We start from the raw sequence: 20,193 nt of genomic DNA, 5'->3' as shown, positions 1-20,193 counted from the left end.
TAGTAGAATAGTAGTAATGATGTATATAAAAACACACAATACAGTTATAAAAAAAGTCCAGTTGCTTTCCCTAATAGGATGGCTACTTTTCGGGATTCATAACACTTTTGCTCAGCAAATAACTTTGGAGGAAAGTCAAAAGGCTGCCCTTAAACATAGCAATGCGATAAAAAACGGCTTATTGACCATTGAGAAGTCAGAAGCGTTTAAGCGCGAAATGGCAGCCAACTATTTTCCTAATGTTGAGGCAAGCGCATTAGGACTTTATGCCCCGAACGATCTTATCGGACCTATTGAAGGTTTTCTACCCAACGGAATAGATAATTTATATAGTGCCAGTGCCACGGCTACAGAAGTGATTTATGCAGGCGGAAGCATCAGAAATTCAAACGCATTGGCAGATATTCAATTAGAAACTTCTCAAATTAGGGCAGAACAGGCAGTAGATTCCGTTTTACTAGTAACAGAAAATAAGTTTTGGCAGCTCGTACAATTGCAAGAGCAGCAAAAAGTAATTGAGACCAATGAAACTTATTTAGACGAACTTTTAAAACAACAACAAGATTTATTGGAGGCAGGTTTAATTGCTAAAAATCAATTGTTGCAGGTAAAGGTAAACCGCAGCGAATTGCTTCTGAACAAAAGCCGAGTAGAGCATATGCGGAAATTGGCATTGTTAGATTTTGCGCTGTATGTAGGTGTTGCCTACACACCTGATATGGTGGCCAATGCCGATTTCGAAAATATAACTCCACCAGAATTAAAGTATGAGTCCCCAGATTTAGACCTAAGCGGCAACAGCAATTACCGGCTTCTTGAAAAATCGATTACTGCAAGTAGCTTACAAACCAAAATGGCGAAGGCAGATTTATTACCCTCTTTTGCCGTTGGTGTAAGCGCACAAGAATTTGGTGCCATTGATAGTGCTATAGATAGTCAATTTACGGGGTTTGCTTTTGGTAGCTTAAGTATTCCTATCTCCAATTGGTGGGGTAGCGGCAAGCAAAGAGTAAAGCAAGAGAAAATACAGGAAGAGATTACCAAAAACAATAGAGAAGACGGTATTGACCAATTAAAAGTAGCTATTACCCAAAGCTGGTATGATTTGGTTAATGCACATGAGCAGATAACCTATGCATTAGAAAACAAGCAACTGGCAGAAGAAAACTTAAAGGTGAACCGCGATAATTATGATAACGGGTTAAGCGGACTTACAGATTTGCTAGATGCGCAGGCAATGGCGCAAAATGCACAGTCTAATCTTATAAATGCCTATACAAATTTCGAGAACAAAGAAATTACATACTTGTATAGAACAGACCAGTTAACGGCACCAAGTTTAGATAGTTTAAAAGAATAAAAGCATTCTATAGAAACATTTTTATAATCCAATATTTATTAAAACACCACATTGGTTAGGTCTCGCCGTGTCGTATGAAGAAAAAACAGATCATTAGAATATTGACATTGGCCTTAATGTGGTTCATTGCCATCTTGGCGTTTGATATTGTACAAAATATAAAGGTGTTTGAAAGGGGAGATTGGCTTCCGTATTTTCAATACACCCTTACCATAGTATTGCCTATTATCATCGTATATTGTATTACTATAAGTATTAGTGAGGTCTTTTTTACGCGAATGATGCTACGCGATTATCCATTTGCAATAGTGGTTATCGTAAAAACCATTTTGCAATTTGCGGTTATTTATGTCATCCATTTTGCCGGAACTTATGTCATAACCGAATTGATACCGCTAAGCCCTAACAGTAACGTTAATGCCCATTATGCCTATTTAGGAGCATCTCTCAATATCTTTTATGTTGTATATTTTTTCATAGTTAGTTTTCATTTTAGTCTTTATGCGCAAGTTTCCAGAAAGTTCGGTTCAACAAACTTGTTTGATATTATAAAGGGAACCTACTTTAGACCAAAGGAAGATAAACGAATTTTCATGTTTCTAGACCTCAACCAGTCTACTACAATTGCTGAAGAAATAGGGCATTTAAAGTACAGTAGGCTCATTCAAAAATGCTTTACAAAACTAACCCATCATATTGATAATTATGATGCTGAGGTATACCAATATGTTGGTGATGAAGCGGTATTGACATGGCGTAATTCCGATACCAAAGCTGCACGAAAATGCATAGAATTATATGTAGATTTTAGGGATAATTTATTAAAAGCAGCACCAGAATTCCAAAAAGAATTTGGAGTAGCGCCTAAATTTAAGGTCGGGGTTAGTTTTGGCACAGTGGCCATAGCGGAGGTTGGCGATTATAAACGGGATATTGCTTTTCATGGTACCGTTTTAAATACAGGTGCGAGATTATGCCAATTATGTAAAGAAATTAAAGAAGGTATTCTCTTCTCCTCTGATTTTTATAGGCTACTTGAAAACAATTCGAATAATCTTGATTACATTGGAGATTTCATGCTAACCGGAAGACAAACACACGAAAAAGTATATCGGCTTCCGTCATATGGCTATTTTACACCTCCAATAGCTTCCAGTTATGACATTCAGAAAATTTCGACATAGTGATCAGGTTAGTTGAACGGGTATGGGTCAACAGCAGAAGAATCGACAAACGCCATTCTCTCTAAAACATTTTGAATCATAATTAGCTGTAATGATTAACTATGAAAAAAATAAAGCAGAAAGAGATACGGGCTGGGAAAACCATATTTAATCTTTAAATCGACTTCAAAGAGCCAACCTTTTCTATGCCGTTTTGTTACTTTTGGCAGCTTCAAGTTCCAGTCCGTTCTCAAACAGCACTTTTACCCTTCTCGTAACAACTGCGCTATAGCTAAAAAACTTTCTTCGCTTAATGCTTGTTATCTACGCCACTATCTGTCCGTAATAAGGTCAAAAGAATGACTGTTGTATTCACCGGCCATCTCTGTAAGAAGGGAAACCTCGGTCATTAATAATACTTGGTATTGGGTCTTTGAATATACTGGGTCACAGTATAAAATTGCAAAAAGACGAAGAATATCCCAAAGACCCCACCTGCTGATCAAAAGACCAGTAATTTATGTAGTCGAATACAATTGTTTTAAGTGGCGATGAATTAAAATTAACAATTTATTTATACTTTAGTCATTCCAATACTCCAGTATACTGAAATCCCATAGACAAAATAAGAATCTTGATTCCTTAATTCATCTATTGAAAAAAGGTGATAAAATTGCCTATGAGACCCTGTTTAGAGTATATTATGACAAGCTTTTACATATTGCAAAAGGGTACCTCGGTACAATCGAAGATGCCGAAGAAGTAGTTCAGAATGTCTTCTTAAAAGTTTGGGAACGTAGAGAAAATTTTAACAAAATAGTTAATCTTAACAACTACCTCTACACCATGACCAAAAATGCTTGCTTTGATCGGCTCAAGCACGAAAAGGTGAAAAATTCATTCTCAAAAAAATATTATCAGGAAAAAAAGGCGATTCAATATCAGTTTATGATGGACGAAACGGCGTCATCCATTTTAGAAAAAGAATTGGAGAAAAGAATTAACATAGCCATTGAGGCGCTACCCGAAAAATGCAAAAATGTCTTTATCAAAAGTCGGGTCGAGGGAATGAATCATTCTGAGATAGCCAAAGTCTTAGACGTTTCTAAAAGAACTGTAGACAATCACATATCGAACGCCCTGAAGCACATGAGGCTTCATTTGAAAGAATTCTTAACTTTATTTCTGTAATTTTTTTATTTCTTTTAGGTATAGTCGCCTTTTGAATCGTCTATATAGCATAACCCATGCTATGGAGCGTAATAAAATTTTAAAATACCTCGACCATTCGGCTTCCCCAACAGAGATAAAAGAAGTCGAAACCTGGATCAATACCTCTCCAAAGAACAGCAAAGAATTCAACCGCTTAAAGGCAACATATATTGCGGCAACTTTTGATGATACGGCCAAAACTACGAACGTTGAAGATGGCTATTTACGGTATAAAAAAAATATCGGTCAAAAATCGCAAAGTAACAAAACGACATTGTGGACCGCACCGCTAAAATACGCAGCTACAATAATCATAATCATTGGAATTTCGTACCTGTTTTATGATGCCCCTTTCTATGACGATGCAACTGCCATTGTACCGGTTAAAAAGCGTCCCCAAAACGAAGATGCCATTACCCTAAAACTCGAAAATGGGAACATACAAGTTATCAAAGAAGATGGCAGCTCACAAGTGGTCGATTCGGAAGGAAACGAGATAGGAACCCAACAAGGGAATAGCCTTCAGTACAACAACCGCATTATCCCAGATAAATTAACGTATAACACCCTTACCGTTCCCTATGGCAAACGTTTCGACATCATTCTCTCAGACAGTAGTCATGTTGTTTTAAATTCAGGCACTTCACTTAAATACCCCGTAAAATTCATTAAAGGCAAAAATCGTGAAGTATATCTAACCGGCGAGGCCTTTTTCGATGTGGCAAAAAATACCGAACAGCCATTCATTGTAAATACAAACGAGCTCAACATCCGGGTTTTTGGAACGAAGTTCAATGTTTCTGCCTATCCGGAAGACAATGCAACAAATACAGTTTTGGTCGAAGGTTCGGTAGGCCTTTATCAAGAGGAATCTTATGACTCGGCAAAAACTACTTTCTTAACTCCCGGTCACTTGGCTTCGTTGAATAAAAAAAATAAAGGCATCTCGGTCGAAAGTGCCGAAACTGCTATATACACCGCATGGATGACCGGTGGTATTATTTTTAGGCACGTTCCTTTTAAAAACATCATAAAGAAACTTGAAAGGCATTACGATGTTTCGATAATAAACGGCAACGGCGAATTGAATGAAGAATTGTTCACGGCCAGTTTTGATAATCAACCACTCGAGCGTGTGCTAAAAACCTTCAAAGATAATTACGGCATCGATTATACCATACATAATGATACAGTAACTATTAACCATTAAAAACAGCAATGCATATGAATTGAAAAACCCCTGAAATTTTTATCCCTACACCTTATTACTGCTGATTGCAAATAAAAAAATCGGAAAATGCTGGAACATTCCCCGATTCGCGGTGTAGGCAAATTACCTAACCACATAAAGAACTCTAAAAGTAATGAAAAAACGAATTATTAATAGGAAATCTATTCCTATTCAGCTACGCTACGATTTAAAAATGAAACTTAGCATAATCCTTTTGGTATTTTCCCTGTTCCAGATTCACGCGAATTCCTCCTTTGGTCAAAATACAAAGATCACCTTAAACTTCGAAAACGTTAGTCTCGAAAAGGTCTTGAATCAAATCGAAACACTAACTGATTATAAATTCATTTATAAGGATAATGAAGTAAACTATAAAAAAATAGTAACCATCAGCGTTGCTAAAAAACCGTTGCTAACCGTATTGGAAGACCTACTATCTGAAACCAATATCGGCTTTAAGATAGATGGAAAACAAATAGTACTTCGTCAAAAATCACTACTGCAGTCCTATAATATAAATATAGAAGAAGATGCTGTCGAACAACAGCAGCAGTTTCAAGTCAACGGAACAGTCGTAGACGAGAAGGGCGTTCCCCTACCGGGCACCAGTATTGTAGAAAAGGGCACCACGAACGGCACTCAGAGTGACTTTGATGGCAACTTCACCCTTGACTTGAGCGATGAAAACGTTACCCTCGAATTTTATTATATCGGTTTTGCAACTCAAGATGTAGCGGTAAATGGGCAAACCCAAATCGACGTTATCATGAAGGAAAGCGCTTCAGGGTTAGACGAAGTGGTCGTTGTCGGTTATGGTACTCAAAAAAGGGTGAACCTAACAGGGGCGATAACTTCGATAAAAACAGAAGAACTCAACGAAATACCCACTAATAATTTATCAAATACCCTTGCTGGTCGTGCTCCTGGAGTAAACATAACGAACACTTCTGGTTTATCGGGTGCTTCATCGAGCATTAGAATACGGGGAAGCTTTGGAGAACCCCTCTATGTAATTGATGGTATCGTAAGAAGTAAAGAGGCATTTGATGCACTGAATGCCAACGAAGTAGACCAATTGAGTTTCTTAAAAGATGCAGCTACCGCGTCTATTTACGGTTCTAGGGCAGGCAATGGTGTTGTACTGGTCACGACAAAAAAGGGAATCGAACAAAAGCCTGTTTTTAATTTTCAGACTTCTTATACGTCCTCGCTTCCTACGCAGACCCTTCTTTCCGATTTAACCACCGCCACTGATGAACTGATTTACCAGAACCGTGTTGCCGAATTTAATGGCACCACTCCACCGAACGGTCCCGTAGAATTCGACTATTTCGCGAACAAGAGTTATAATGTGAATGATTTTATTTGGCGAAACCCATCAAGTTTAGATTATTCAATGAGCGTTGCCGGAGGTGGCAAAGCAGTAACCTACTACACCCTTGCCAGCTATCGCAGCGAAGAGGGGTCGTTCAAAGGACTCGACTACAACAAGTTCAACCTTAGATCTAACGTCTCGGCCAAACTTTCAAAAAGTATCACCTTAGATGTAAATATCGGGGCAAGCCAACAAAACCACGATCGGTTCTACTGGCCATTTTCCCCTGATGATGATTATGATGTCTCGGATCTTTACCGGGTCACTTTCAACTGGCCAAAAACCTATCCGTTTTATACAGATGCCAATGGCACACCAAGCAGTCAAATTACAGATTATCCCGTGCAGACCCCTATGGGCAGTTGGCTAGCGTGGAGCGTTATCGATCAAATAGTCGGCGATAGATATATTAAGACCAGAAAGAGGCAACTTAGTTCTATAATCTCTTTAGATATTGACTTGGGCAACATTATACCCGGACTATCTACTAAATTTGTCGGCAGCTATTTGGCGGAAGATTATATGCGCAAGCATTTTTTGACCTTTCAGAAAAACTATGTTTTTAACCAAGCCGATCCTGATGGAAACAGATTTATTCCTGGAGCACCCGACCCAAACAAAACGAACACCTTTACCTTTAGCCAAAACCAAGAGTTTTTAAGTTATAATATAAATACCTCTTGGGAATATCAGGCAGATTGGTTCATAAACTACAAGAACACCTTTGGCGATCACGGAGTAAATGCCATGGTCGTATTCGAACAGGCTGAAAATGGTCTTTATGGCGCTTATGCCAAAGCCGAAGACCCAGTGACCAATTATGACCAAGACTTTGTGTATTCCACCGATGCTGAACGAAGATATGGCAACGGATACGAAGAAGTAGGGGCCAGACAATCGATAATAGGGCGCGCCAACTACGATTTTAAAGAACGATATATTGCCGAATTTTCCTTCAGGTACGATGGCAATACTTTATTTCCCAAAGAGGGCAGATGGGGCTTCTTCCCTTCTTTTTCGGGTGCTTGGAGAATTTCAGAAGAGTCTTTTATGTCTAATACCGATTGGCTGAACGAACTTAAACTAAGGGTTTCCTACGGAACCACTGGTAATGACTTAGATGTAAACAACAATAGTATATCTCCATTTTCTTTCATCAACACTTATCAAAATAATGGCAGCTATATTTTTGGTAATGATCTTTACCGGGGTATCGGTCCTGGCGCAACCCCTAACCCAAATCTGACTTGGGCAACTTCTACCACCTACAATGCAGGTATCGATTTTGAAACCTTAGACAGAAAACTGGTAGGTTCTATCGATGTTTTCAATAAAAAGGAAGTTGATATTCTCGGTTCGAGATTGGTCACACTTCCTGACAATTATGGTCAATCATTAGCTCCGGAAAATTATGCCGAAAGATCTTGGCGCGGTGGTGAACTATCGGTAATGTGGCGTGATTTCTCAGAAGATGGAAAGTTTAAATATTCTGTGTACGGAAATATAGGTTATGCAAAAGATCAGTGGGATAAAATAGACCAAGACCCCATTTTTGAAGAAGGTGGTCTTAGGGAATCGGAGTCAAAAATCGGACAGCCCATAAACCGAATTTTCGGTCTAAAATCGTTGGGTATTATACGTACCCAAGAACAGTTAGATGACTTAATAGCACAAGGGTTTACCCAGTATGGCAGAACACCTTATTTAGGTGGTCTTTATTTTGAAGATATCAGAGGAGACGGCTATTCTCCGGGCCCTGACGGTAAAATTGATGGAAATGACTTTCAGCTCCTTTCTGAAAATGCCGCACCGAGAATCAACTATGGTCTTGGTTTTAACTTCGGTTGGGGAAATTTCACACTAGACGCCCATTTCCAAGGGGTAAGCAACTACGATCGTATCATAAGCAATCAAGAAGGAGCAGGAATGCGCCAACATGGAGGAACAGTTCGCCCCTACTATCCCATCTGGGCAAGCGATGTATGGACTCCCGAAAATCCGGATGCTGAATACCCACGGGTTATAGGACGAAATTGGTATGAATCAGGAACGGGAGCGACCTCCTTTTGGATACATAATGGAGCCTACGTAAGACTGAAAAACCTAAATCTAGGCTATAGTCTACCAAAAGCCGTGCTTGAAAACATAGGGGTATCAAGTGTACAAATCTTTCTGAATGGAACAAATTTGTTCGCTATTTCAGATATTACCGAGTTTCATGATCCGGAACAGAAAAATTACGATTCTTACCCCGTCATGAAATCATATTCCCTTGGAATGAACTTTAAATTTTAATCGATCGAAATGAAAAAACTAATATACATATTTGGACTTTTTATTTTTTTGGCGAGCTGCTCAGATGTTCTCGACATAGAAGATATTAACAATTACAGCCCAGAAGCTGTTTGGAATGACGAAAACCTCGCCAATGCCTACATGGTCAACTTATACCCCATGTTCGGCAATTGGAATACCGGGGCCGACAGATTGAGCCAACAATTGGCAGGTATTGAATGGTATGCTGATAGAATAACCATCTCGAATGGAAATTTTAAAAGCTGGGATTATTCAAGAATTCGTCTTATAAACCAGGCTATTTTTGATGTTGAGAACGGAACATTACCACAGCCGGTTAAAGACAATATCACCGGTCAGGCACTTTTTATGCGTGCTTATACTTATTTCAACATGGTCATGTACCATGGCGGGGTACCTTATATCACCATACCTCAAGACAGGTACGAAGACGAGCTTTATGTGCCTAGAAATTCAACTAAGGAATGTTTCGATTTTATTCAAGAAGACCTTGATAATGCTATGGAACTTCTTCCTGATCATATTGTACCGGCTTCAAGTGACTATGGAAAAATAGATGGGAATTTTGCGCTGGCCTTTAAGGCAAAAGTACTTCTTTATAAGGCTTCCCCACAATTCAATCCTACCCAGCCTTGGGACAACGCCTATTGGGAAGAGGCCAATGCTGTTAATAAAACGGCTTACGAATCTTTGCTTGGTCAAGGCTACGGTCTCGTCGATGATTATTCAAATATCGCATTGGAAGAACGAAATAAAGAAGTTGTTTTCTCGGTCATCAACACATACCCCAACAAAACTAGTGCATGGGACAGTGGTGTTCGCCCCGGTTCTGAAAGTAGAGGCCCCGCAAGTGCTTGCCCCACTTGGGAGTTTGTAAAGCAATTTCCTATGAAAGATGGAAGGCTCTATAACGACCCTCTTAGTGCCTATAGCATGTCTGATGATGAGTTTTTACAGAATTATTGGGAAAACCGGGATCCGAGATTTGATAAATCAGTCGTTTGGAATGGAAAGATATATGAGGTTTCCGGTAAAGCTGGTAAAAGGCAGTACACTGCCTTGGGGATTGCACACGAATTGGATGATTTCGGAATCAACCCCAATGCCAATACAAATTCTACCAATTTAGACCGATATACCGGCTTCTTCATTTTAAAGAACAGTCTACTGAACTTAACCCAAGCCGAAGTGCAACAGTACGATTTAGATTATGTCGTGATGCGTTTTGCAGAAGTAATGTTCAACTATGCTGAAACGGCCAATGAAACAGGCGATTCGGCAACAGCATTGCGTATACTCAGAGAGATTAGGGAAAGAGCCGGCATTGAGCCAGGCATTGACGGAAATTACGGAATTACCGCAAGCAGTAAAGAAGAAGTAAGAGAGGCCATACTAGCAGAAAAAAACATCGAGTTTTGCTTTGAAGGACACCGCTTCTGGGACCTGAGAAGACTCCGGTTGCTAGACCGCCTTGACGGAACCACAAAAGAAGGGGTAGAAGCCATTGCAATCGAGGCAGATGAAAGTGAAATGCCAATAGGAAAAGCTCGAGAGATAGCTGACCGGTACGAACTAGAACCGTCGAATTTCAAATATTCCGTACTACAGGTTCCACGATCGGGAGTGCAAGAAAGCACCCTTCCCGAAACCTATTATTTCTTTCCTATTCAAAAAGATGTTTTAGATAGAAATCCTGAATTGGAACAGAATATCAACTGGGGAGGCACTTTTGACCCAACACTTCCTTAAATTTGGATGAACTAAAAATTTACAACAGATGTAAAAGTCTGTTGTAAATTTGAAGTATCGGAGTACATCAAAAAATCCAATAATCAGTAAAATCGAAAATCATGAAAAAGACAATTGTCTTATTGTTATTTGCACTGGTCTTGGCCAGCTGTAAAACCGAAACAAAAAAAGATAGTAAAGCCGCCGAACCCCTAAATGAGGAGATTTCAAAGACGGATGACTGGATCTATCTTTTCGATGGCAAGACGACCACCGGATGGCGCGCCTATAATGGAGATGCCCTTCCCCCAGGGTGGGTGGTCAAAGATGGCGTATTGACCTTTGACACCGAATTGGGACTGGAACAAGATTACAAAGGCGGAATAGATATTATTTATGGTGCGGAAGAGTTTGAGAATTTCGAACTATACCTTGAGTGGAAGCTCCCGGAAGGCGGCAATAGCGGTATATTCTACCATTTAAAAGAAGGCTATGATGGCCCTCCCGAAGTATCGCCCGAATACCAACTTATCGATGACGAGGGCTATGCAAAAATCCATGACCTTACCGCTTACAATACAAGTCTAGGATATACAGAGCATCCAGAAGAGTTAAAACCCTTGCAACAAACCGGGGCCGATTATGCGATGCACCCGCCCGATGCGTCACAAAAAGTTTTGCACCCTGTAGGCGAGTGGAATTCCTCTAAAATCGTATTCACTCCCGAAAAGGTCGAGCATTGGCTCAATGGCAAAAAGTTGCTTTCATTCAAGCCATGGTCGGAAGAATGGTATGAAAAGAAAAATTCCGACAAATGGAAAAATAGTGAAGACTACGGAAAATATAAGACAGGCTATATCGGACTTCAGGATCATTCAAGCCCCATTTGGTTCAGAAATATAAAAATCAAAAAACTATAGTTTAAAACCAATAGCTACTGTAAAAATAAAAGAAGCCGATTTCAAAAAGTCGGCTTCTTTGTTTCAAAAATAATTTCGGCTATCATAGCGTTTCAGCACGACATGCGCTCAAAACCGCTTATTCCACAATTTTAATGTCGACCGAAGTTCTACTTTGCCATCCTGTCGCATCTGTTATAGAATACGAACAGTGGTAATCACCGGTATCAGCATCAATAGGAATGACAATCCTAATGTTTATCTCATAACTGGTCAACCCATCTTCTATGGCATAATTTTCCATGAATATTAACGGATTTACAGCATCCCTCTTAGGCTCTAAATCGCACTCTCCCACTTGATCATCGTGGGTGTGATGATCAAAATTGTGATGGATATCTATACCATAGGATGCCAAAGCCTGATTGTCTGTTACCATAGCCCTAAATTCATAGGTTTCTCCTCTTACGAGTTCTTCACAGCCATGCGGAAACCCTTCGTTATAATTAATGCTAATAGTGGGTTTTTCTTCATCTTTATCAATACCATCATCACTCGAACAAGAAGCCAATAGCACGATGAACAAAAAGTAAAAATATTTTGCTTTAAATTTCATTTAACAATATTAAAAGCCGTATCGCATTGAAACGCTATACGGCGTTGTTATTTTAATTATGCCGTAACATCTATATGTGTTTCATATTCTTTGGTATTGCCATCTTCATCGACAATGGTAAATTCAATATGGTACTCACCTACCGGTGCGGTTGCCGGAACATCTATATGCTCATGAAACTCCCCTTCGGTCAACTCGTGGTATTTTTCAGAAAAATCACCTTCAAAATCCCACTCTTCCTCGCCTTCACCAACAGGTAGGTCATGACCATGCACATCAACTAAAACTTCGTGAATTCCATTTCTTGCGTCAATCATAAATTCAATATGAAAATCTTCCCCTCTATCCACGGATTCATCCATTTCAAAACCGCTAATGGTAATGGTGTCTATGATTTCAACATGACCTTCTACTTCAGTACTATTCCCCAATTCATCAGTTACCAAAAGTTCAATATGATATTCTCCCACTGGGATATTTGCAGGAATATCTATATGTTCATGAAAAGTTGGGTTAATAACTAAGTAATTGGCATCCGTATATACTTGTTCAAATTCCCAATCTACTTCATCCCCTGAAGCTGTTACTTCATCTGAATGAATGGAAACTGTAATACTACTTACCGTAGCTTCGGCTGTAATTTCCGCTTCTAAATGAATGTCTGAACCTCTATAAGCATATGCTTCTACCGAATCATGGTCATGATCTTCATCTCCGTCCTCGTCATGATGACCCTCGCCATATTCAAAATCAGAAATTTCGGGTGCGCTTAAAGCCGGGGTAGCATCATCATCACTACTACAGGAGTGTAAAAAAATACCAAGAAGTGCAATGATTGCTAAAGATTTAAATTTTTTTTTCATAAATTTTTTTTTAAAGGGGTTTAAATTAAAAGTGTTTGTTTTCATGTTCTTAATTTTAATGATTACGGGTTATTATTTATTAAAGGGTACGGTTACCGATATTGATATATTTCTGCCAGGCTCAGGCACCTCTATCAACCTATAGAAACTGGTATGATCAAAGTATTTGGTATTGAATACATTATTGAGTTTGATGCGCATTTGAACAGGTAAACTATTTTTAAACATGTTCATTTCTGTCATAAACGACATGTTTACAACCTGATAGCCTTCCGTTATTTTTTCTGGAGGTACAATTTCATTTTGCGCTGCCGTAATTCGATAATCGGCAATAAGTTGTGGTTTATTAAAGAAAAGAAAATCTTTAAATTGATAATTGGCCGAGAATAACCCTGACAGTGGGGGTGAAAAAGGAAGGGTAAAATCTTTCTTTGGGCCACTGGTCTGTCTGGCAAAAACGTATTCGGCAGAAGCATCTAATTTTAATTTTTTAAGTACTGTAGTACTTGCCCTTAGTTCTCCTCCAAACCTAAAAACCTTGGCTTGTGTGTACTCGTAAATCTGTTGTGTTTCGTTGTATTCCGATGTTGGGTTTAAATAGATATAGTTTTCGAAAAAATTAAGGAAAGGACTAACACCAACGCTAAACAACTCGGTAGTATGGTCAATATCAATATCCAATTGATACGATTCTTCGGGGTCTAAATCTAAATTTCCTCTTTCATAACGGTACATGCTATAAAAAACACCGTCAGAAGCCAATTCATTGGCCAAAGGCATTCGAAAACTCTTGCCCACATTTATTTTATACGTGGTGTTTTTATTTATATAACTAAGCCCAACAGAACCACTGACGTTACCAAAATCCAAGGTTTTGTCTTGAGCTCTTTGTAAATACACATATGAAGTAGAACCGTTGGCATTATCAATGGTAGACGGAAACCAATCGTAATACGATTTACTCTGTATTCGCCCAAAATCATAACGAATGCCAGCTAAAAGATGAAAATTTGAACGAATTTCATATTGATCATAAGCAAATGCTCCGATAGAAAAACGGTTATATTCTGGAATTAAAAATCCCCACCCGTCTATTTTGTTGTCTTGAAATTCTGTATTTATTCCTGCAACCAAATCATGTCTATCACTAGGTTTAAAGGAGTCTTTAGCATTCAATGAAAATGTGTTTTTATGAAACACTCGCTCTTTCGTGTTTGAAGGTTTTGGCATATACCCATGAGGTGTGGGTTCTGTATGTTCTTCCCTATAATTAGATTGATAACCTAGATCGAACATAAGCGTATGATTTTCAAATGCTAAAGTGGTGTTATTCATCACTTTAAAATGATTGACCGTTTGATATGGAAGGTCAATATCTCTATTGGAGCTATCAAAATCTATACTGGAGGCTCTGGCCTCTAGACCATGGGCATTAGCAAAGTAGCCGTTTTTGGCATTTACACTACTCAAGAAAGTTTCTGATTTTATCTTATCTGAAACATAGCCAACACTAAAGCTGGCATTGGCCTCTTTTCCAGCTGTGTTTCTTAAATTATTATCGTGTAAGGTGAAAATGTAATTTTCGTAATTGATTTGATCCGTTGGTACTTTGTAATCTCCATAATCCCTATAGGTTACGCGTGCACGATAAAACCATTTTTCCTTTCTTCCCTGAACACCCGCCGAAACACCCAACAAATCGTTGTTGCTTTCTCCCAAAACGTTTACCTCCCCTGCAAAGGAGTTTTGAAAAGGAATTGCGTTAGGTTGAATATCAACCACACCGGCAATTGCGTCTGAGCCATAAACTAGAGATGCAGGACCTTTTATAATCTGTATATTCTCGATACCATATTGATCTATTTCAAGCCCATGGTCGTTGCCCCATTGTTGGGCTTCGTGTTTAATTCCGTTCTGAACAACGGCAATTCTATTGAATCCTAATCCTCTAATAACCGGTTTAGACTGGCCTGATCCAATGCCTATAGTACTTACCCCAGGAATCTTCTTAAGTGTCTGCATAAGACTGTTTTCCCTATTGTTGTCTAAAAATTCTTTAGAAACGGTATGAGTAACAACAGGGACCTCCATGGCTTCCCTTTTCTTAGTTTTCCCTTTAACCCGTACTTCATCAAGCTCTGTCGTAGACTCGCTTAAGAAAATCTTGAGTTCGTCCATATTTGGTCCCACGTCAACATTAATGGTCCTAGATTCGCAACCAATATGGGATATGGTAAAACTGTACGTACCCTCGACTACGTTATTAATGGTGAAAGCACCTGTTGCCGATGTAACTGCAAAATGATTTTTCCCAACAATATTTGCACCTTCTGCAGGTTGTAAGGTGCCCGCATGTATCACAAATCCTTCTATCTGAAAAGAATCCTGTGCTATCGCAATTGAGATTAGGCTAAAGAATAGCACTACACTCAGTATTTTATGAAACATAATGAGAGAACTATAAGATTAGAATAATTACCCAAAAAATGGGCTATGCCAACCTATACAAATACATGTGAGGAAGTAATAAAAACCTTGCCGTTCTTACGGATTAGAGCTTCCTTTTTTTATCATTAATGAAGTAGAAAATTTGATGTTCTATTATCCAATTATATGAATCCATAACCATATATCGAAAAGCCGACATATTTTTTATGTTCATCAACCATCATAAATAATAAGAATGTATAGGGGTGCCTATAGTAAAAAAGGAGGAGGCCTGGAAAATAGTTGATCGGAATCTAAGGTTCCACTACCAACAAAGGTATAAAGCGTGTTAGGTTCCTGAAGACAAACATCCTCAAACTTATTTATCGTGAAATCCGGTAAATCAGGCGCAATAGCCGGAACCAAGTTATGTGCCGTAGTGTGGTCGCAAATAGCACAGTGTAACGCATCGTCTTTATCATCGGAATGCGACATTACATGCAAGCCTGCCATTTTCACAGAAAGGAAAAAGACAAGCAAGAAATACGAAATGCTATGTTTTAAGGGACCTTTGAGCATATTTTTGCAAACTTACTAAAATAATGTCAACTTCATGTTAATATACTCTTAACGACAAAGTTAAATTCTCGAACCTCGATTTAGACTAAGAATTTTAATATTTAAAGAGGAATAGCATAAAAACGCTCACCGTCTCGAGAAAGACTTGCTTTTGTCTTACCAGAGGTCTTATTACCAAATACAAAGGTTACAGCCCTTGTCATATCAGAAATGCTTCAAGATGTCATGCATTTTAAATTTATTTTTCAACCACACCAAATCAGTTTTCATATAATCTGAAATTTCAGCTATTCCCATGCTCGGGTCTTTCCTACCATGTTCGGCGCCCCCGAAATCATACTCGTAATGAATGGTCGTCGGTCCAATAATTTCATGTTTGATAGCTTCCACAAGGTAAGCGTCAAAATCTACGATACCAGCACCTAATGGAACATTTTCTATTATTGCCTTTCCATTTTCCTTTTTCCAATCAAAGTCTTTAATTGCCGAAGTTTTAATCCATGGAGAGAGAAGGTCTAACCCCAACGACCAAGATTTCGCCCCTTCAACAATTGCATGACGTATATCGTATTGAACCCCTATATATTCGGGATCAAAATCTTTTAAAAGCCAATAAAGGTCCCAAACTGGACCACCTACACCGGCGCCTGCATGATTTTGATAACAGCCTTGAATACCGAATTTTCTGTTTAGTTTTTCAAGTTTGTCAAATATCTTTTTATGTGAATCAAGATTCTCCATAACGGATTTTTTTCGGTCGTACCGTAAATATCCCATCCTGTAATGGCCTATGCCTTGTTCCGAAGCCGTACCAAGTACGCTCTCGGTAAGTGGATCTTCCGGATTAATTATTCCGGTGACCATCATGGGTACTGTAATTTCCAATTGTTTTAGCGTTTTTATCGCCTTTGGAAGATCTGTATTTACATTTTCGGGAAGAACGTGGCCTTTATTCCTTACCGATAATTCTACTGCGCTAAAGCCAATTTTCGCTAATGCTTCTCCAAGTTGTGGATAATCAAGAAATTGTAAGCATTTACTAAAAACACAAATTGGATAAGATTTGGCCGCATGCATTTTCTTTTCACCAGCCAAAAGTGTGGGGGCAACTACCACGCCGGCAGACACTGCCGAAGCTCTTTTAATAAAATTACGTCTGGAAGATTTCATAGTTTGTTATTTTTATTCTTTTGCAGAATATTCGGTACATAAATTCTTGGTTTAAAAGACATTTTTGCAATTCGGGTTAAGGCCATTCGAAAAAAAGGGATATTACACATTGTATTATTCTTTCTTCATGATATAGGCAAACAAATCTTTTACTTCTTCATTGGTCAATTTATCGAGAATACCCTCAGGCATCATCGAGTGCTCTTCAGGTTCCATACTAAGAATCTGATCCATGGAAAATTGCATTCTTTCACCTCCGTATGGCTTTACACTCAGATTCTTTTCGCTTCTTGAAGTGAGAAAACCTACTATCGTTCTCCCGTCTTTAGTTTTCAAAATATAACTGGTATACCCTTCTCGAATATCGGCGCTCGGGTCGACGATTTGCGAAATCATATTGCTATAATTACGCCGTTCGTAACCTGTAAGTTCCGGTCCGACCGACCCACCTTGTTCGAAAAGTCGATGACAAGCACTACAGGCATTTTGGTAAACAGATTTTCCATTGTCCGCATTCCCTTTTCCTGATGCGACAAGATTAATATAACGTTTGATCTCCGTCATTTTTTCAGTAGCTGTCGACCGGATGGATTCAGGCCATATTTTCTCCGATCGTTCCACTAACCTTTTATCACCTAGCAGCTTTATTCGATGAACAAGATCGATCAACACATCACTTTTATCGATTGTCAATTTTTCGTCGATTTCATCCAATAAACTGGCAGCCCATTGGGATCTTGAAACCAAAAGATTAAGTGCTGTCGATCTGACATCGGGATTTTCGCGAAGTACATTTGGATATAACCGCAATACCGTTTGTCCAATACTATCCACATTATAATTTTGAAGCGTATTGAGCACGGCGATCTTGATTGTTTTTGATTCCTCAGTTTCCGATCGTCCGATTATTTTTAATAAAATCGGCACAAATTCAGGGTAATCGCCCTGCCCCAAGATTCGAATATAGCTTTGTCGCTCGGCTATATCGGTTTTGCTATCCGCTATTGCCCGCAAAACTTCGCCTTTCACCTGTTCATCCTTTTGTCGCAAAGCCATGGCCCACTTGCCTTCTCCCTGAAGTTTATACGGACCTATCGCTTTTAGAAGCTCCGCAGGCAAATCGCTATAACTGTTGCCCCTCAGGCCTTCTTCCAGGCCTTTCATCAAACTTGACCCGGTTTCTTCATCAACTGCCAATTTAAAAAGTTCGGTCGCGGTTACATAATTCTCCGTTTCGGGCGACATCATATAGCGTTGTACCAATCGGTTCAGCAAAACCTGCCTTACCAAAGGCACTTCCCATATTTGTTTGTTACGGAACATTTCGATAACCTCAGCACTATTCGATTCCGCCTTTGATTCCAAAGCCCACCAGATTTGTAGTGGAATGTCCGGATCTTTAGAATCATCATGATGCAATAAAAGACCCTTAATAATTTCCAGGGCTACCGAACCTTTCACCCGCTTTGCAGTCGCGGCAAGTTGACTTCGCACTTCGACATGATTTTCGGCCAAACTCACTGCTACCAATGCCTTGGCTTCATTAGCGGATAATTGCTCTCTATCACCCAACAAACGCACGCTCCACAATCGTACAAAAGGATTTTTGTGACGCAACCCTTCTATCGCTATTTCGTCATTAAATTCACCGATGAGATGTATGGCCCATAACGCTTCCAAGGCGACTTGATTTTTTCCGGTTCGGAAGAGTTCTATCAAATCAGGCAATATCGATATATCTTTTTTTTCGCCTATAACCTGTAATGCCTTTTGTCTAAACCACCGATTTTTATGATGTAACAATGCTATCAATTCATTATTGGAATACCGACTGATATCAAAAGATTCATACCCCATTTCACCACCTTCTTTTCTTAAACGATAAACTCGTCCGCTTTTTTTGTACCAGGTATCATTGGGGTCGACATGTGACAAACGGCTATCATACCAATCAGATATATATAAATTACCGTCAGGGCCTGCCTGCATATCGATCGGCCGAAACCACAAGTCTTTCGTATCTACTATTTTCTCTTGGTCGATCGTACGTAAACTTGAACCGTTTTCTATGGTATTAGACATGACGATATCGCCCTGAAGTGGATTCAGGGCAATGAAATTCCCTTCAAAACGACTGGGTAATTCTCCCGATTCATAACGTAATATGGCATGGGTAAAACGCACATTGTCACCTTCAAAACCCATATCGCCTAAATAACCGAACGCATACGGGTTTGTCAATGAACCGTGTTTGCCCCAACTTTTACGGTAATAGGCTCCTTGCTTGAAATAAGGCCCCCTTCCTACACCATTATGCCCTGAAAACAGATTTCCTTTGGAATCGAATTCTACGTTAAAGGTGTTTCCGCCTCCTTCTGAAAATATTTCAAACACTTTAGTTTCAGGATGATATCGCCATATGGCCTGTCCTCGAAAGAAAACATTTTTGGTTGTAGTCGAACTGATGTTGGAAGTTGTCGTACTACCTTGAGCACCATATAACCAACCATCTGGCCCCCATCGAAGACTATTGGCCGCCGCATGCGTATCTTGAATGCCAAAACCTTCTAAATGTACTTCGGGATCACCATCAGGAATACCATCCCCATCAACATCTGGATACGCCAATAGATAAGGAGGGTTCAGAACCCAAATTTTCTTTCTACCTAAAGTTACACTAGTAGCTATGTTCAATCCCGTAATGACATCGGTAGACTTATCGAAAGAACCGTTTCCGTCGGTGTCTTCAAAAACCGTGATCTTATCGGCTCCTTTATTGCCCTTTGGTGGTGCTTCTGGCATTTTATCGAACTGCACCCGAAGATGATTGTCAATCCCTTTTATTTTAAGACCGGCAGGATAGGGGTATTGATTGTATTGCACTACCCACAATCTACCTTTGGTGTCAAAACTGATTTCGACCGGTTGATAGACCGAGGGTTCACTCAAAACAAGGTCGAGCTCTAAATCCGGCGATACTTCAAATTGCTTTATAGCCTCTTCGGCAGGTGTTGGCTCTGACCCATCGGTCAAGGCGCCGCGCCCTTCGAAGGCAGTTAAATGATCTGCAACTTCTTCGTTATCGGCTATCTCTTTCAAGCTTCTTCCCTGTTCCTTATCTATAGCCTTCCGACAGCCATAAAGAGCAAACGCCAGTACGAATAGCAACGCAATCCCTTTCTGGAAATGCCGTACTGTAGACTTGAAAATCGTCTTCCCTGTGTTTCTAGAACTCATAAAACACTTTTTAAATC

The 20,193-nt window shown here is 39.4% G+C and carries 13 protein-coding genes; 7 read left to right on the top strand and 6 right to left on the bottom strand.

Features of this window, described 5'->3' with window-relative positions; all coding sequences use genetic code 11:
• Window positions 1-16 precede the first annotated feature (16 nt).
• From AACZ88_RS20700 to AACZ88_RS20670, 7 genes are all read left to right on the top strand, one after another.
• The gene (locus AACZ88_RS20700) at window positions 17-1,360 is read left to right on the top strand and encodes a TolC family protein (RefSeq protein ID WP_339714705.1); all 1,344 of its coding nucleotides are present in this window, start codon (window positions 17-19) and stop codon (window positions 1,358-1,360) included.
• Window positions 1,361-1,434: 74 nt separating this feature from the next.
• On the top strand, window positions 1,435-2,544 hold the full coding sequence (locus AACZ88_RS20695; RefSeq protein ID WP_339714703.1) for an adenylate/guanylate cyclase domain-containing protein: 1,110 nt from the start codon (window positions 1,435-1,437) through the stop codon (window positions 2,542-2,544).
• A 582-nt stretch (window positions 2,545-3,126) separates the two neighbouring features.
• Complete coding sequence (locus AACZ88_RS20690; RefSeq protein ID WP_339714882.1) at window positions 3,127-3,714, top strand: RNA polymerase sigma-70 factor; 588 nt, start codon at window positions 3,127-3,129, stop codon at window positions 3,712-3,714.
• Window positions 3,715-3,775: 61 nt separating this feature from the next.
• Window positions 3,776-4,945, top strand: coding sequence for a FecR domain-containing protein (locus AACZ88_RS20685; RefSeq protein ID WP_339714700.1), 1,170 nt, complete (start codon window positions 3,776-3,778; stop codon window positions 4,943-4,945).
• Between the two features lie 154 nt (window positions 4,946-5,099).
• On the top strand, window positions 5,100-8,636 hold the full coding sequence (locus tag AACZ88_RS20680) for a TonB-dependent receptor (protein WP_339714697.1): 3,537 nt from the start codon (window positions 5,100-5,102) through the stop codon (window positions 8,634-8,636).
• 9 nt (window positions 8,637-8,645) lie between these two features.
• Window positions 8,646-10,406 (top strand): RagB/SusD family nutrient uptake outer membrane protein, encoded by a 1,761-nt coding sequence (locus AACZ88_RS20675; RefSeq protein ID WP_339714694.1) that lies wholly within the window; start codon window positions 8,646-8,648, stop codon window positions 10,404-10,406.
• Window positions 10,407-10,507: 101 nt separating this feature from the next.
• Window positions 10,508-11,305, top strand: coding sequence for a DUF1080 domain-containing protein (locus AACZ88_RS20670; protein ID WP_339714691.1), 798 nt, complete (start codon window positions 10,508-10,510; stop codon window positions 11,303-11,305).
• Window positions 11,306-11,423: 118 nt separating this feature from the next.
• On the opposite strand, the gene AACZ88_RS20665 is transcribed toward AACZ88_RS20670, so the two are convergent.
• The 6 genes from AACZ88_RS20665 to AACZ88_RS20640 form a co-directional block, all read right to left on the bottom strand.
• The gene (locus AACZ88_RS20665; protein WP_339714688.1) at window positions 11,424-11,900 is read right to left on the bottom strand and encodes a DUF4625 domain-containing protein; all 477 of its coding nucleotides are present in this window, start codon (window positions 11,898-11,900) and stop codon (window positions 11,424-11,426) included.
• A gap of 56 nt (window positions 11,901-11,956) precedes the next feature.
• A complete protein-coding gene (locus tag AACZ88_RS20660) occupies window positions 11,957-12,763 on the bottom strand; it encodes a DUF4625 domain-containing protein (protein WP_339714685.1) in 807 nt (268 codons plus the stop codon).
• A gap of 72 nt (window positions 12,764-12,835) precedes the next feature.
• Complete coding sequence (locus AACZ88_RS20655) at window positions 12,836-15,211, bottom strand: TonB-dependent receptor (protein ID WP_339714682.1); 2,376 nt, start codon at window positions 15,209-15,211, stop codon at window positions 12,836-12,838.
• 249 nt (window positions 15,212-15,460) lie between these two features.
• Window positions 15,461-15,769 (bottom strand): hypothetical protein, encoded by a 309-nt coding sequence (locus tag AACZ88_RS20650; RefSeq protein WP_339714679.1) that lies wholly within the window; start codon window positions 15,767-15,769, stop codon window positions 15,461-15,463.
• Window positions 15,770-15,973: 204 nt separating this feature from the next.
• Window positions 15,974-16,939: a TIM barrel protein gene (locus AACZ88_RS20645; protein ID WP_339714677.1), complete on the bottom strand. Its 966-nt coding sequence runs from the start codon at window positions 16,937-16,939 to the stop codon at window positions 15,974-15,976.
• A gap of 114 nt (window positions 16,940-17,053) precedes the next feature.
• Window positions 17,054-20,176, bottom strand: coding sequence for a PVC-type heme-binding CxxCH protein (locus tag AACZ88_RS20640; RefSeq protein WP_339714675.1), 3,123 nt, complete (start codon window positions 20,174-20,176; stop codon window positions 17,054-17,056).
• Window positions 20,177-20,193: the final 17 nt, after the last annotated feature.

Origin of the sequence: uncultured Kriegella sp. (assembly GCF_963975415.1) — a bacterium.
Classification (GTDB): domain Bacteria; phylum Bacteroidota; class Bacteroidia; order Flavobacteriales; family Flavobacteriaceae; genus Kriegella.
This window is presented reverse-complemented; position numbering and strand designations above follow the sequence as displayed.

Coding starts and splice junctions, on each gene's coding strand:
- AACZ88_RS20700 (WP_339714705.1), top strand. CDS start 17: ATGATGTATATAAAAACACACAATACAGTTATAAAAAAAGTCCAGTTG.
- AACZ88_RS20695 (WP_339714703.1), top strand. CDS start 1,435: ATGAAGAAAAAACAGATCATTAGAATATTGACATTGGCCTTAATGTGG.
- AACZ88_RS20685 (WP_339714700.1), top strand. CDS start 3,776: ATGGAGCGTAATAAAATTTTAAAATACCTCGACCATTCGGCTTCCCCA.
- AACZ88_RS20680 (WP_339714697.1), top strand. CDS start 5,100: ATGAAAAAACGAATTATTAATAGGAAATCTATTCCTATTCAGCTACGC.
- AACZ88_RS20675 (WP_339714694.1), top strand. CDS start 8,646: ATGAAAAAACTAATATACATATTTGGACTTTTTATTTTTTTGGCGAGC.
- AACZ88_RS20670 (WP_339714691.1), top strand. CDS start 10,508: ATGAAAAAGACAATTGTCTTATTGTTATTTGCACTGGTCTTGGCCAGC.
- AACZ88_RS20665 (WP_339714688.1), bottom strand. CDS start 11,900: ATGAAATTTAAAGCAAAATATTTTTACTTTTTGTTCATCGTGCTATTG.
- AACZ88_RS20660 (WP_339714685.1), bottom strand. CDS start 12,763: ATGAAAAAAAAATTTAAATCTTTAGCAATCATTGCACTTCTTGGTATT.
- AACZ88_RS20655 (WP_339714682.1), bottom strand. CDS start 15,211: ATGTTTCATAAAATACTGAGTGTAGTGCTATTCTTTAGCCTAATCTCA.
- AACZ88_RS20650 (WP_339714679.1), bottom strand. CDS start 15,769: ATGCTCAAAGGTCCCTTAAAACATAGCATTTCGTATTTCTTGCTTGTC.
- AACZ88_RS20645 (WP_339714677.1), bottom strand. CDS start 16,939: ATGAAATCTTCCAGACGTAATTTTATTAAAAGAGCTTCGGCAGTGTCT.
- AACZ88_RS20640 (WP_339714675.1), bottom strand. CDS start 20,176: ATGAGTTCTAGAAACACAGGGAAGACGATTTTCAAGTCTACAGTACGG.